The organism is Lutibacter agarilyticus (genome assembly GCF_900188235.1).
Lineage (GTDB): Bacteria > Bacteroidota > Bacteroidia > Flavobacteriales > Flavobacteriaceae > Lutibacter > Lutibacter agarilyticus.
Genome location: NZ_FZNT01000001.1, coordinates 407,366 through 423,558 on the forward strand (window position 1 = coordinate 407,366; position 16,193 = coordinate 423,558).

The following is a 16,193-nucleotide window of genomic DNA, read 5'->3' on the forward strand; positions in this document are numbered from 1 at the left end:
TAAAGACTTCCTGTGGATAAATACTTAGATAACCTTAACGAATCTCAAAGAGAAGCCGTAGTTCATAAAGACGGCCCAATGATAATTATAGCTGGTGCTGGTTCTGGTAAAACACGTGTTTTAACCTATAGAATTGCACATTTAATGAATAAAGGTGTTGATGCTTTTAACATTTTATCATTAACCTTTACCAATAAGGCGGCACGTGAAATGAAAGAACGTATTGGTACTGTTGTAGGTACTTCTGAAGCAAAAAACTTATGGATGGGAACTTTTCACTCTGTTTTTGCTAGAATTTTGAGGTCTGAAGGACATCATTTAGGGTTTCCTTCAAATTTTACAATTTACGATTCACAAGATTCAGTTCGGTTGATTTCTTCTATCATTAAAGAAATGGGCTTGGACAAAGAAATTTACAAATCGAAGCAGGTTTTGGGAAGAATTTCGTCTTTTAAAAATAGTTTAATAACTGTAAAAGCATATTATAACAATCCAGATTTGATTGAAGCCGATAAAATGGCACAACGACCAAAAATGGGAGAGATTTATCAGCGATATGTAGATCGTTGTTTTAAAGCTGGTTCTATGGATTTTGATGATTTATTATTAAGAACCAATCAGTTATTATCACAATATCCAGCAGTTTTAGCTAAATATCAAGATAGATTTAGGTATATTTTGGTTGATGAGTATCAAGATACAAATCATTCACAATATTTAATAGTGAAAGCACTGTCTGATCGTTTTCAAAACATTTGTGTTGTAGGTGATGATTCTCAAAGTATTTATGCCTTTCGTGGAGCAAATATTCAAAATATCTTAAATTTTCAAAAAAATTATGATAATGTTAAAATATTTAAATTAGAGCAAAATTACAGATCTTCAAACAATATTGTTGAAGCTGCAAATAGTGTTATTGAAAAAAATAAAACGAAGTTAGATAAAGAAGTTTGGACAGATAATAATGATGGTGAGCGTGTTAAAATAATGCGAACTATAACAGAGGTTAAAGAAGCTGAATTTGTTGCAAATTCAATATTAGACCATGTAAAAGAGAATGAAATAAGTTTATCGGATGTTGCAATTCTATATAGAACGAATTCTCAAACTCGTGCAATAGAGGATGTTTTTAGACATAGAAATTATAACATTGACTATGTAATTTATGGAGGTCTTTCATTTTATCAGCGTAAAGAAATTAAAGACACATTAGCGTACTTACGGTTGTTAATAAATCCGAATGATGAAGAAGCGTTAAAACGTGTTATCAATTACCCTTTAAGAGGTATTGGATCTTCAACTGTTGATAAGTTGTCGGTTGCAGCAAATCATTATAATAAATCAATTTTTGAAATTATATGTAATTTAGGAGCTACAGATATTAATTTAAATGCTGGAGTAAAAACAAAATTGAACAATTTTGCAACTATGATTCAGCATTTTAAAATTGAAGCTGAAACAAAAAATGCTTTTGAAGTTGCTGATTTTGTGGTGAAGCAAACCCGAATTATTAAGGATTTAGAAAAAGATGGCACTCCTGAAGGTGTTAGTAAAGTTGAAAATATTCAAGAGTTGCTAAATGCCATTAAAAATTTCACTGTTGAACAGAAAGAAAAAGGAGAAGATGATTCTTTAGCATTTTTCTTGGAAGATGCAGCTTTAGCATCAGATTTAGATAAAGAAGCAAAAGATGATTCTCCAAAGGTCTCTTTAATGACTATTCACATGTCTAAAGGGTTAGAGTATTCTTATGTTTATATTATTGGATTGGAAGAGAATTTATTTCCTTCAGCAATGAGTATGAATACTAGAAGTGAACTTGAAGAAGAAAGACGCTTATTTTATGTTGCATTAACAAGAGCTGAAAAACAAGCGTATTTATGTTATGCTCAAATGCGTTACCGTTGGGGAAAATTAGTTGATTGTGAGCCAAGTAGATTTATACAAGAAATTGATGAAAAATTTGTAGAACACATTGCTCCTCAGGTTACAGAGTTTAAACAAACTAAATTTTTAAATGATGATATTTTTGGAAGTGTTCCTCAAAATAAAATTCGTTTTAAAAAACCAATTCAGCGTACACCTACTAATAAGAAACCAGTACCTAAAGTTGAGTTTCAAGCGCCTAAAAACTTAAAAAAAGTAACCAGTAAACCAACTACTGCTTCTGCGAATTTATTTGATAGTAAAGTAACTGTCGGGAATATTGTAGAACACACTAAGTTTGGTAAGGGAGAAGTACTTAGTTTAGAAGGTTCAGCAGCAAATCAAAAAGCCGAGATTAGGTTTGCTTCTGTAGGGGTTAAAAAATTATTATTACAATTTGCAAAGCTTAAAATTATAAGCTAAAAAAAAGCATTGTTAAACCAATATTTATATTGTAATTTGCAAAAACTAAAAGAATAAGATACATGGAATTTGATTTAGAATATAACGGAGAAAGACCACATTTAATTATACCAGAATATGGTAGACATATACAAAAATTAATAGATCATTGTAAGGCTTTAGAAGATCTTGAAGAACGAAATAAAATGGCAAAAGCTATTGTAGATGTTATGGGGAATTTACAACCTCATTTACGTGATGTTCCAGATTTTAAACACAAGCTTTGGGATCAATTATTCATAATGTCTGATTTTGAATTGGAAGTAGATTCCCCTTATGAAAAACCATCAAGAGAAGAACTACAAGCAAAACCAGAAGCGTTAGCGTATCCTAAATCTGCTTCAAAATATCGTTTTTACGGTAATAACATTCAAACTATGATTGATGTGGCTTTAACTTGGGAAGAAGGTGAACCTCGTGATGCATTATATTTTGCAATAGCAAATCATATGAAAAAATGCTATTTAAATTGGAATAAAGATACTGTTGATGATAAAGTGATTTTTAAACACTTAGCAGAATTATCTAATGGAAAAATTGATTTAACCGATAAAAATGAACCGTTATCTGAAGTTAAAGAGTTGCTTAAGAAAAGAAAACCAACAACTAAAAGTACGGGTAAACAACGTCAGGATTATAAAAAGAAAAACTATAAATCTAACTAAATAACCCAAAATAATGGCAAAATTTGTAATAGAAGGTGGTTATAAATTAAGTGGTGAAATTACTCCTCAGGGAGCTAAAAATGAGGCTTTACAAGTTCTTTGTGCGGTTTTATTAACTCCAGAAAAGGTTACCATAAGTAATATTCCAAATATTATTGATGTTAACAAATTAATTTATGTTTTAGGTGAATTAGGTGTAAAGGTTGAAAGACTAAGTGAAGATACTTATACGTTTCAGGCTGATGAAATAAATTTAGATTATTTAGAATCTGACCAATTCAAAAAAGACGGTAGCTCATTAAGAGGGTCTATTATGATTGTTGGTCCTTTGTTGGCTCGCTTTGGAAAAGGTTATATACCACGTCCAGGAGGAGATAAAATAGGGAGACGTAGGTTAGATACTCATTTCGAAGGGTTTATAAAGCTAGGCGCGACTTTTAGATACAACAAAGACGAAAAGTTTTACGGAGTTGAAGCAGAATATTTAACGGGAGCAGATATGTTATTGGATGAAGCTTCGGTAACAGGTACAGCAAATATTGTAATGGCAGCAGTTTTAGCTAAAGGAATTACGACTATTTACAACGCCGCGTGTGAACCTTATATTCAACAATTATGTAAAATGTTGAATAGTATGGGGGCAAAAATTACAGGTGTTGGTTCTAATTTATTAACAATTGAAGGTGTAAATAATCTGAAAGGATGTACTCATAGAGTATTACCTGATATGATTGAAATTGGTAGCTGGATTGGCATGGCTGCAATGACAAAATCTTCAATCACAATTAAAAATGTAAGTTGGAACGATTTAGGATTAATTCCACGAATTTTTCAAAAAATAGGAATTAATTTAGAGCGTAGAGGTGACGATATTTTTATTCCTGAACAAGAAAGTTATGAAATTCAAAACTTTATTGATGGTTCTATCTTAACAATTTCAGATGCTCCTTGGCCAGGTTTTACACCCGACTTATTAAGTATTATGTTGGTTGTAGCTACACAAGCAAAAGGAAGCGTATTAATTCATCAAAAAATGTTTGAAAGTCGCTTATTCTTTGTAGATAAATTAATTGATATGGGAGCCAAAGTAATTTTATGTGATCCGCATAGAGCAACAGTAATAGGTATGAATCATGAGTCAAGTTTAAATGCTACCACAATGACTTCACCTGATATTAGAGCAGGTATTTCGCTATTAATTGCAGCATTATCGGCCAAAGGTACAAGTACCATTTATAATATTGAACAAATAGACCGAGGTTATCAAAATATAGATACGCGTTTACAAGCAATTGGAGCAAAAATTACAAGAATTGATGCTTAAATTAAAATAAACCTACAATACAAAATGGATATTTATACAACATAAATATCCATTTTTTTATGAATTTAATCAGAAATAAACAATAAATTCAATTGTCAGATTGGCATATATTAAAAAATGGCAATACTTTTGCAAGCTTTAAAGAAATTTAATTTTTATCGAAAGATTATGAGTGAAAATAAAGATAACATAGAAGACAAAGATATACAGGATACAGAAACCAATCCACAGGAAGAAGCGCAAGAGATATCTGTTGAAGAGCAATTAACTGAAGAAGTTAAGCAAGAAAAAGATAAATTTTTACGCTTATTTGCCGAATTTGAAAATTATAAGAAAAGAACATCTAGAGAACGCATAGAATTATTTAAAACTGCCAATGAAGAATTAATGTCAGTTTTATTGCCAATTTTAGATGATTTTGACAGAGGTTTAGCTGAATTAAAAAAATCGGAAGATGATGCAGCTTTAAAAGGAATGGAATTAATTAATAATAAATTAGTAAACACCTTATCTCAAAAAGGATTAACTCCAATAAAAGTTGAACAAGGTGAAGTTTTTGATGCTGAATTGCATGAAGCTATTACACAAATTCCAGCCCCTTCACCTGAATTAAAAGGAAAAGTAATTGATGTTGTAGAACAAGGTTATAAGCTAGGTGATAAAATAATTAGATATCCAAAAGTTGTTATAGGACAATAAATAAGACAAAATGAAGCAAGATTTTTACGAGATTTTAGGCGTTTCCAAAAATGCTACCCCTGCAGAAATAAAGAAAGGCTATCGAAAAATGGCTGTAAAGTATCATCCAGATAAAAACCCTGATGATAAAGCTGCTGAAGAAAATTTTAAAAAAGCTGCAGAAGCTTACGAAATTTTAAGTGACGAAAATAAAAGAGCCAGATATGATCAATATGGTCATGCAGGTTTTGAAGGCCCTCAAGGAGGAGGTGGCTTCGGAGGTGGTGGAATGAATATGGATGACATATTTAGCCAGTTCGGAGATATTTTTGGCGGCGGCGGAGGTGGCTTCGGAGGTTTCGGCGGCGGAGGCTCAAGAGGTAGAGCACGTGTTAAAGGAAGCAACTTACGAATTAGAGTAAAATTAACACTTGAAGAAATCGCTAAAGGTGTTGAGAAAAAAGTAAAAGTTCGTAGAAAAATTATGGCTGAAGGTGCTACATACAAATCATGTAGTACTTGTAATGGTTCAGGGCAAGTAATGCGTGTAACCAATACTATTTTAGGTCGTATGCAGTCTGCATCCACCTGTCCAACGTGTCATGGTGCTGGTGAAATTATAGATAAAAAACCTAAAAATGCTGATAGCAGTGGTTTAATAGTAAATGAAGAAACGGTTACCATTGAAATACCAGCAGGTGTAACAGAAGGAGTGCAGTTAAAAGTGAATGGAAAAGGAAACGCTGCTCCTGGAAATAATGCTATTGATGGAGATTTAATAGTTGTAATTGAAGAAATTAAACACGATACTTTAAAACGTGAAGGAACTAATTTACACTACGATTTATACGTTAATTATTCTGAAGCTGTTTTAGGTGAAAGCAAAAATATTGATACGGTTTCTGGCAAAGTAAAAATTAAAATTGAACCAGGTACACAATCTGGAAAAATTTTAAGACTTAGAGGTAAGGGGTTACCAAGTATTGATCATTATGGTAATGGAGATTTGTTAGTTCATGTAAATGTTTGGACACCTCAAAGTTTATCAAAAGAACAAAAGAAGTTTTTTGAGGCTATGAAAACAGATGAGAATTTCACTCCAAACCCGTCAAAATTTGATAAATCGTTTTTTGAGAAAGTAAAAGACATGTTTTCATAAAAAAAATATCAATTTTTTTAGAATTATTGATAATAAAAATTATATTTGAAGTGTTGTTGGTTAATAGCTAACAACACTTTTTCTTTTTCATAGCAATTTTCCCACTCAAATTTTGAGTGGGTTTCTTATTTAAAATACGTACTTTTGCAAAAATTAAGTAGGTCGTCTTATCGCTTTAGTAATAAAGAGGAAAGTCCGGACACCATAGAGTAGCATAGCGGATAACATCCGTCCAGCGTGAGTTGAGGACAAGTGCAACAGAAAGCAAGTACAGTTCGGCTGTAGTGAAACCAGGTAAACTCTATGCGGTGAAATGTCATGTATATTGAAATTTTAGAGTTACTCGCTTTATTTCAAGGGGTAGGCAGCTTGAGCTATAGAGTAATTTATAGCCTAGATAAATGATAAGAGCTTTTTTAAAGAACAGGATCCGGCTTATAGACCTACTTAATTTTTTAAACTTTAATAAAAACAGTACATTTATTGAAATTTAAATGAATGGTTTCCACAAAATTTAATCGCATTTTTGGTCTTGATTTTTTGAGAGCTTTAGCCATTTCTTTAGTCCTCGTATCTCATCTTACTTTTTTAATTTTTCCGAATGAAGTAAACTTATTTATTACAGCTGTACGCATTTTAGGCGCTATAGGAGTAGATTTGTTTTTTGTATTAAGTGGATATTTAATAGGTGGAATTTTATTGAAACAATTAAAATTAAACAAAACAAGTTCAAAAGATTTAATTATCTTTTGGAAGCGTAGGTGGCTTCGTACACTTCCTAATTATTTTTTAGTGCTATTTCTAAATGTTTTTATTTTTATAATTTTAGGAAAACAATTACCAGAAAATTGGGCTTTGTATATTCCATTTTTGCAAAATTTCATAGCTCCTCATCCTAATTTTTTTACTGAAGCTTGGAGTTTATCTATAGAGGAATATGCGTATCTAGTTGTTCCTTCCTTGCTTTTTTATAGTTTTAAGTTATTCAATAAAGGAAATAAGCAAAAATTATTTTTGTATACTACATTAATTGTAGTTGTTCTTTTGACTTTTATAAAAATTAATTATTATTTGAACACAACAATAGTTTCATACCATAGTTGGAGTATTTCATTCAGAAAAGTAGTTATTTATAGGGTAGACAGTATTTATATTGGATTTTTGCTTGCTTATGCAATAAGTGTTTATAAGCAATTTTTTAACTCATATAAAAAGCACTTATTGTTTTTTGGGATTTTAGGTTTTTTTGGAATTCATTTAATAATTTTTAGTTATCAATTAACACCAGAAATAAATCCGTTTTTTTATGTATTTGTATATATTCAAGCTGTACTTATAAGTATTGCTTTGGTTTTTCCATACTTTATAACGCTTAATTATACAGGTGTATGTTTTAAACCAATTCAGTTTTTAAGTATACACTCTTATGCAATTTACCTTGTCAATTATTCAATCGTGTTATTAATACTTCAAGAATTTTTTAATTTTGAAGACATGTCATTATCTCAAAAAGGAGGTATGGCCCTATTATTTCTTACCATAACATTATTAATTTCAAAACTTATTTACCATTTTTTTGAATTACCAATTTTAAAATATAGAGACCGAGTATTTAGTAGAAATTAAGAGGGAGTAGATTCAACATGAAGTTTAATTATATTATTTTTATTAAAGTTGATAAAAATATTTTTATCATATCTTAATAATTACAACGTTTTCGTAAGGTGTTTTTATATTATCAAAAAAAATAGATGTTTTTGAGGTTTATATATGTAAAAATACTACTGATGTAGTAATTATAATATTTAAAAACATCATTTTTTGTAACTTCGCTTGATTAAAAATTTTATAACTAAAACTAAATAAATAGGGCTTTTGTTAATGATAAAATGAAAAGCTTCCACCCTAAATTTCTAGAAGTATTATGAACACTTATAACGATTACATCAAGCAGATCGAAGAACGAAAAGGTCAAGGACTTAATCCACAGCCAATTGATGGAGCTGAATTATTAAGCGAAATTATTGAGCAAATTAAAGATGTAAATAATGTATACAGAGAAGATTCTTTGAATTTCTTTATTTATAATGTTTTACCTGGTACAACAAGTGCTGCTGGTGTAAAAGCGACCTTTTTAAAAGAGATTATTCTTGGAGAAGCTATTGTTGAAGAAATTTCGCCTTCCTTTGCTTTTGAACAATTGTCGCATATGAAGGGAGGACCTTCTATAGGAGTATTGTTAGATTTAGCGCTTGGTAATGATGTGTCTATTGCTAAAGAAGCAGCGAAAGTGTTGAAAACTCAAGTATTCCTTTATGAAGCCGATACAAATCGTATAGAGCAAGCTTTTAAAAAAGGGAATAAAATAGCTAAAGAACTTCTAGAAAGCTATGCTAAGGCTGAGTTTTTCACAACGTTACCTGAAGTAGATAAAGAAATAGAAGTTGTAACCTTTATAGCTGGTGTAGGAGATATTTCTACAGATTTACTGTCTCCGGGTGGTGATGCACACTCAAGATCAGATCGTGAGTTGCATGGTCAGTGTATATTTGAACATAATAAAGCACAACAAAACGAATTACTTGCTTTGCAAAAACAACATCCAGATAAGAGAGTGATGTTAATTGCAGAGAAAGGTACTATGGGTGTAGGTTCATCTAGAATGTCAGGTGTGAATAATGTGGCTTTGTGGACAGGTATAAAATCTAGTCCGTATGTTCCATTTATTAATATTGCTCCAATTATTGCAGGTACAAACGGTATTTCACCTATTTTCCTTACCACTGTTGGTGTTACAGGAGGTATTGGATTAGATCTTAAAAATTGGGTAAAAAAAGTTGATGCAGAAGGAAATACAGTTAGAGATGAAGATGGTGAAGTTATTTTAGAGGAAGTATATTCTGTTGAAACAGGAACAGTACTTACAATTAATACGAAGGAAAAGAAATTGTATAATGGAAACCAAGAGTTAATTGATATATCTGCTGCTTTAACACCTCAAAAAGTTGAATTTATAAAAGCAGGCGGTTCTTATGCTATTGTCTTTGGGAAAAAATTGCAAACATTTGCATCTAAAGTTTTAGGTATTCCAGTTACACCTGTATTTGCTTCTTCAAAAGAGATTTCTCATGAAGGTCAAGGATTGACTGCTGTTGAAAAAATATTTAATAAAAATGCCGTTGGAACAACTCCAGGTAAAGTTTTACATGCTGGTTCTGATGTTAGAGTAGAAGTGAATATTGTAGGTTCTCAGGATACAACAGGGCTTATGACTTCTCAGGAATTAGAGATGATGGCAGCAAAAATAATTTCACCTATTGTTGATGGCGCATACCAATCAGGCTGTCATACAGCTTCAGTATGGGATAATAAGTCAAAAGCTAACATTCCTAGATTGATGAAATTCATGAACGATTTCGGTTTAATTACTGCTCGTGACCCTGAGCATACATACAAACCGATGACCGATGTAATCCACAAGGTGTTGAATGATATTACTGTTGACGATTGGGCAATTATTATTGGTGGAGATTCACACACAAGAATGTCTAAAGGTGTTGCATTTGGTGCTGACTCTGGAACAGTTGCCTTGGCACTTGCCACTGGTGAAGCTTCAATGCCAATTCCAGAATCAGTAAAAGTTACCTTCAAAGGAGAAATGAAACCTTATATGGATTTCCGTGATGTGGTTCATGCGACACAACAACAAATGCTTACTCAGTTTGGAGGAGATAATGTATTTCAAGGTAAAATTATTGAAGTTCATATTGGAACACTTACTGCTGATCAAGCGTTTACTTTTACAGATTGGACTGCCGAGATGAAAGCGAAAGCTTCTATTTGTATTTCAGAAGATGCTACCTTAATTGAATCTTTAGAGATTTCTAAGGGGAGAATCCAGATTATGATTGATAAAGGTATGGATAATAAGCTTCAGGTTCTTAAAGGTTTAATTGACATTGCAGATAAAAGAATTGCTGAAATTAAATCAGGTGAAAAACTAGCTTTAACTCCTGATGCAAATGCAAAATATGCTGCGGAAGTCATAATTGATTTAGATATTATTGACGAGCCAATGATTGCTGATCCAGATGTAAATAATGAAGATGTTTCTAAACGATATACACACGATACAATTAGACCTCTTTCTTTTTATGGAGGAACTAAAAAAGTAGATCTTGGTTTTGTTGGATCTTGTATGGTTCACAAAGGAGATATGAAAATTTTAGCTCAAATGTTGAAAAATATTGATGAGCAACAAGGTAAAGTTGAATTTAAAGCACCATTAGTAGTAGCTCCACCAACATACAATATTGTTGATGAATTGAAGGCTGAAGGTGACTGGGATATTTTACAAAAATATTCAGGTTTCGAATTTGATGATAATGACCCTAAATCAACTGCACGTACAGGGTATGAAAATATATTGTATTTAGAACGACCAGGTTGTAACCTGTGTATGGGGAATCAAGAAAAAGCAGAGCCAGGTGATACCGTAATGGCTACTTCTACACGTCTTTTCCAAGGACGAGTTGTAAAAGATTCTGGTGAGAAAAAAGGAGAATCGTTACTTTCTTCTACACCAGTAGTTGTACTTTCTACAATACTTGGTAGAACTCCAACTATTGAAGAATATGTAGCTGCTGTTGACGGAATTAACTTAACGAAGTTTAAACCATCACATAAGCTTTTAGTTAAATAATTAGGACTTAAAATTTTAAAATTAAAAGGCTCAAGTTTTCACTTGGGCTTTTTTTATGATGTATTTCTTTTATTTTTAAAATTAATTAGCAGTATTTCAATAAGATTATTCCTTTTTGTATATTGTATCAATATTTTGAACAAATAAATAATAAAAATTATGGCTTTTGATATTAAAATGATAAAAGGTGTTTACTCTAGAATGATTGAAAGAGTGGATGCAGCAAAAACTATTGTTGGAAAACCTTTAACCTTAGCTGAAAAAATATTGTACAATCATCTTTGGGATGGAACTACAAATAAGGTATTTGTAAGAGGTAAAGATTATGTTGATTTTGCACCAGACCGAATTGCTTGTCAAGATGCAACTGCGCAAATGGCATTATTGCAATTTATGCAAGCAGGAAAAAATAAAGTTGCAGTTCCTACCACGGTACATTGCGACCACTTAATTCAAGCTAAAATTGGGGCAGATGCTGATTTACAAAATGCATTAAACACAAGTAGTGAGGTCTTCAACTTTTTAGCTTCGGTATCTAATAAATACGGAATTGGTTTTTGGAAACCAGGAGCAGGGATTATTCATCAAGTAGTATTAGAAAATTATGCATTTCCTGGAGGAATGATGATTGGAACTGATTCACATACGGTAAATGCTGGTGGATTAGGTATGGTTGCTATTGGTGTTGGCGGTGCTGATGCTGTTGACGTTATGGCAGGTATGGCTTGGGAATTAAAATTTCCAAAATTAATAGGAGTGAAGTTAACAGGTAAATTATCTGGGTGGGCTACACCTAAAGATGTTATTTTAAAAGTCGCGGGTATTTTAACAGTAAAAGGAGGTACTGGTGCTATTGTTGAATATTTTGGTGAAGGTGCTAAAAACCTTTCTGCAACTGGTAAAGGCACCATTTGTAATATGGGTGCTGAAATAGGAGCTACAACTTCAACTTTTGGATATGATGCTGCTATGGAACGTTATTTAAGGGCTACTGATAGAGCTGATGTAGCTGATGCTGCAAATAACGTAGTTGCTTACCTTACTGGTGATGACGAAGCCTATGCAAATCCTGAACAGTATTTTGACCAAGTAATAGAAATTGATTTAAATACTTTAAAACCTCATATTAATGGCCCTTTCTCTCCAGATTTAGCGTCATTTGCTGGGACTGATCTAAAAGGAAAGGCCGAAGCCAATGGTTGGCCTTTAAAAGTAGAGTGGGGACTAATAGGTTCTTGCACAAATTCCTCTTACGAAGATTTATCTAGAGCTGCTTCTGTAGCAAAACAAGCATTGGATAAGGGAATTGAAGTAAAATCTGAACTAGGAATCAATCCTGGTTCTGAACAGGTACGCTATACTGCTGAAAGAGATGGTTTGTTAGGAATATTTGAAGCGTTGGGAGCAAAGATTTTTACAAACGCCTGCGGACCGTGTATTGGTCAATGGGCTCGTTATTCTGATCCTAAAAATGCTCCTAAAAATTCAATTATACATTCCTTCAATAGAAATTTTGCAAAACGTGCAGATGGAAATCCGAATACACATGCTTTTGTAACTTCTCCTGAATTAGTCGCTGCTATTGCAATTTCAGGTCGTTTAGATTTTGATCCAACTAAAGATACATTAATCAATAAAAATGGTGAAGAAGTCCTACTAGACGAACCAACAGGTTTTGAACTACCTCCAAAAGGTTTTGATGTTGATGATCCTGGTTTTGTGCCGGCAATGGCCGATGGTTCAGGTATTGAAGTTGTTGTAAGTCCGGATTCGGAAAGATTGCAATTATTAATGCCTTTTACACCAATTGGAAGTGAAATTAAGGAAGCAAAATTATTAATTAAAGCTTTCGGAAAATGTACCACAGATCATATCTCTATGGCCGGACCTTGGTTACGTTTCCGAGGACATTTAGATAATATTTCTAACAATTGTTTAATAGGAGCTGTAAATGCTTTTAATAAAAGAACAGATGCTGTTAAAAATCAATTAACGGGTGTGTATGGGCCAGTGCCTGCAACGGCAAGAGCATATAAAGCTGCAGGAGTTAAATCTGTTGTTGTTGGAGATCATAACTATGGCGAAGGTTCTTCTCGTGAACATGCTGCAATGGAGCCTCGTCATTTAGGTGTTGTAGCGGTAATTGTAAAATCATTTGCTCGTATACACGAAACGAATTTAAAAAAACAAGGAATGTTAGGTTTAACTTTTGCTAATGAAAATGATTACGATTTAATACAAGAAGATGATGCATTTAATTTTTTAGATTTAAATGAATTTGCACCTGGTAAACAATTAAAACTAGAATTGATTCATGCTGGTGGAAGTAAAGATATTATCATGTTGAATCATACCTACAATAAAGGTCAAATAAATTGGTATAAAGAAGGTTCTGCTTTAAACCTAATTAAAAAGGAAAATGCTTCATAAAAAGTAGAATTGCTTTTAGTAAATTATAAAAACAGCTAAATTTTATAGCTGTTTTTATATGATGTCAACTGAAATAAATAATTATAAGAAGTTGATTCACAGATTAAAAAATATAATTTAACATAGAAATTCATTAATTTTCTAACGTTTTCGTAAAAATATACCAAAAGACCATTATTTTTTGTAACTTTTTAAACTAATTTTTGAATGATTTATTCTTCTTTTTTTGAAGTTTTAAGATTCATTCAAAAGTTGAAAAAATTATAAACAATACAATTTTACCCAATTTTAAAAATTATATGAAAGCCTTATTTTATACAAAAGAGTTTCCTCCTTATGTTTATGGTGGTGCAGGAGTTGTTGTTGAATACTTAGCGACAGAATTAGAAAAATTAATGGAAATTGATATCAAGTGTTTTGGAGATCAAGATTCAAGTGCTGGAAATATGTCCGTAAAAGGGTATCCGTACGATAATCCAATTTTTGAGCAATCAGACGATAAATTAAAGGCTGTATTTAATAGTTTAAGTACTTGCCTTCATATGAACGCTGATGTTTTAGATGCAGATATAGTTCATTGTCATACTTGGTATGCCCATTTTGCAGGAATTGTAGCAAAGCTTTGTTATGGTGTTCCATTAGTAATTACAACACATTCCTTAGAACCTTTACGTCCTTGGAAAAGAGAACAATTGGGTAGAGGTTATGATGCTTCATCTTGGGTTGAAAAAACAGCAATTGAAATGGCTGATGCATTGATAGCAGTTTCAGAAGAAACCAAAGTTGACGTATTAAACAATTTTAATGTAGATGAAAGTAAAGTAAAAGTAATTTACAACGGAATAAATTTAGAGCAATATGTGGTAACTAACGAAACTTCAACCTTAGAAAGGTATGGAATTGACCAATCAAAACCATTTGTTCTTTTTGTTGGTAGAATTACAAGACAAAAAGGAATTATACATTTAGTAAATGCTATTAAATATATTGATCCAGATACGCAAGTAGTTTTATGTGCAGGTGCACCTGATACTAAAGAAATTGCAAAAGAAATGGAAGATAGTGTTAATGAAGTTAAAAAAACGCGAAAAAATGTAATTTGGATTGATGAAATGTTGGATAAAGAAGAAGTGATTCAACTATACTCTCATGCCGATGTTTTTTGTTGTCCTTCAATTTACGAACCTTTTGGGATTATAAATATTGAAGCAATGGCTTGTAATACTGCTGTAGTTGCAAGTGCTGTTGGAGGAATTAAAGAAGTAGTAGTTCATGATGAAACAGGATTGTTAATTCCGTTAGAACAACAAACAGAAGCACCATTTGAACCAATTAATCCTGATAAATTTTCTAAAGATTTAGCTGATGGTGTAAATAAATTAGTTCAAAATAAAGAATTGAGAGAAAAAATGGCGTTAAACGGAAGAAAAAGAGTAGAAGAATCTTTTGATTGGGTAGCCATTGCAAAACAAGTAGAAGAGTTGTATAAATCATTAGTAAAATAACTAAAAGTTATATATTTTAAACCAAAATAAATAAACCGAATAAAAATAAAACAAAAATCAAATTTATAAATCATGGCAATAAGTAAAGTATTATCAATTATATTAGGTGGAGGTCAGGGTTCTAGGTTACATCCATTAACAGAGTCACGTTCAAAACCTGCAGTTCCAATTGCAGGAAAATATAGGTTAGTAGATATTCCTATTTCAAATTGTATAAACTCAAACATTAAACAAATGTATGTGTTAACACAATTTAATTCTGCTTCATTAAATAGACATATTAAAAATACGTATCATTTTAGTTTTTTTAGTTCAGCTTTTGTTGATGTATTAGCAGCCGAACAAACTCCTGGTAATAAAGGTTGGTTTCAAGGAACTGCTGATGCTGTTAGACAAAGTATGCACCATTTTTTAAGACATGATTTTGATTATTTTTTAATACTATCAGGAGATCAATTGTATCAAATGGATTTTGATGCGATGATTAAAGCGCATAAAAAAGCCAAAGCTTCTATTTCTATTGCCACAATTCCTGTTAATGCAAAAGATGCAACTTCATTCGGTATTTTAAAAGCGAATGATGAAAATAGAGTAACTTCATTTATTGAAAAACCTTCAGCAGATTTATTAGAAGATTGGACTTCAGAGGTTAGTGATGAAATGAAAAGTGAAGGTAGAAATTACTTAGCTTCTATGGGTATTTATATTTTCAATAGAGACTTATTAGTTAAACTAATGGAGAATCCTGATACCATAGATTTTGGAAAAGAAATTATACCACAATCAATAGATGAGCACTTAACGTTAAGTTACCAATATGAAGGTTATTGGACTGACATTGGTAATATTGATTCATTTTTTGAAGCTAATTTAGGATTGACTGATGATTTTCCAAAATTTGATTTATACAGCAAAGAAAAAAGAATATACACACACGCCAGAATGTTACCTACAACAAAAATTTCTGGAACTATTTTAGATAAAACGGTAATTGCTGATGGGTGTATAATTAATGCAGGTAAAATTGAACATTCTGTTATTGGTGTACGGTCAAAAATTGATAAAGAATCTACAGTAATAAACACGTATATGATGGGGAGTGATTTTTACCAACCTTTAGAAGATATCTTAGATGAAAATAAACCGTCTATGGGAATAGGATCACGTTGTTTTATAAAAAATGCAATATTAGATAAGAACTGTTTTATTGGAGACGATGTTCGTATTAAAGGTGGGCGTCACTTAGAAGATACAGAAACAGAGACGTATGCAATTAGGGATGGTATTGTAGTTATTAAAAAAGGTGCTATAATACCTAATGGATTTACAATTTAATTAAATT

General features: G+C 31.8%; 10 protein-coding genes and 1 other RNA gene. All 11 read left to right on the top strand.

Annotated elements, in window-relative coordinates:
• Positions 1–12: 12 nt before the first annotated feature.
• Positions 13–2,349 (top strand): ATP-dependent helicase, encoded by a 2,337-nt coding sequence (locus CHB67_RS01600; protein WP_089379986.1) that lies wholly within the window; start codon positions 13–15, stop codon positions 2,347–2,349.
• Between the two features lie 62 nt (positions 2,350–2,411).
• Entirely contained in the window at positions 2,412–3,053 is a 642-nt protein-coding gene (locus tag CHB67_RS01605) for a DUF4290 domain-containing protein (protein ID WP_089379987.1), read from the top strand.
• A gap of 13 nt (positions 3,054–3,066) precedes the next feature.
• Positions 3,067–4,377 carry a UDP-N-acetylglucosamine 1-carboxyvinyltransferase gene (gene murA / locus CHB67_RS01610; protein ID WP_089379988.1) on the top strand — a complete coding sequence of 437 codons (1,311 nt, stop codon included), beginning with the start codon at positions 3,067–3,069 and terminating at the stop codon, positions 4,375–4,377.
• Positions 4,378–4,494: 117 nt separating this feature from the next.
• On the top strand, positions 4,495–5,076 hold the full coding sequence (locus CHB67_RS01615) for a nucleotide exchange factor GrpE (protein WP_089379989.1): 582 nt from the start codon (positions 4,495–4,497) through the stop codon (positions 5,074–5,076).
• A gap of 10 nt (positions 5,077–5,086) precedes the next feature.
• Positions 5,087–6,214 (top strand): molecular chaperone DnaJ, encoded by a 1,128-nt coding sequence (dnaJ, locus tag CHB67_RS01620; RefSeq protein ID WP_089379990.1) that lies wholly within the window; start codon positions 5,087–5,089, stop codon positions 6,212–6,214.
• 154 nt (positions 6,215–6,368) lie between these two features.
• Positions 6,369–6,668, top strand: an RNA gene (gene rnpB / locus CHB67_RS01625) — RNase P RNA component class A.
• Between the two features lie 44 nt (positions 6,669–6,712).
• Entirely contained in the window at positions 6,713–7,840 is a 1,128-nt protein-coding gene (locus tag CHB67_RS01630) for an acyltransferase family protein (protein ID WP_089379991.1), read from the top strand.
• Positions 7,841–8,138: 298 nt separating this feature from the next.
• The gene (locus CHB67_RS01635; RefSeq protein WP_089379992.1) at positions 8,139–10,916 is read left to right on the top strand and encodes a bifunctional aconitate hydratase 2/2-methylisocitrate dehydratase; all 2,778 of its coding nucleotides are present in this window, start codon (positions 8,139–8,141) and stop codon (positions 10,914–10,916) included.
• Between the two features lie 159 nt (positions 10,917–11,075).
• Complete coding sequence (locus CHB67_RS01640; RefSeq protein ID WP_089379993.1) at positions 11,076–13,346, top strand: aconitate hydratase; 2,271 nt, start codon at positions 11,076–11,078, stop codon at positions 13,344–13,346.
• 299 nt (positions 13,347–13,645) lie between these two features.
• Entirely contained in the window at positions 13,646–14,851 is a 1,206-nt protein-coding gene (glgA, locus tag CHB67_RS01645; protein WP_089379994.1) for a glycogen synthase, read from the top strand.
• A 72-nt stretch (positions 14,852–14,923) separates the two neighbouring features.
• Positions 14,924–16,186 carry a glucose-1-phosphate adenylyltransferase gene (locus CHB67_RS01650; protein ID WP_089379995.1) on the top strand — a complete coding sequence of 421 codons (1,263 nt, stop codon included), beginning with the start codon at positions 14,924–14,926 and terminating at the stop codon, positions 16,184–16,186.
• The last annotated feature ends 7 nt before the right edge of the window (positions 16,187–16,193 follow it).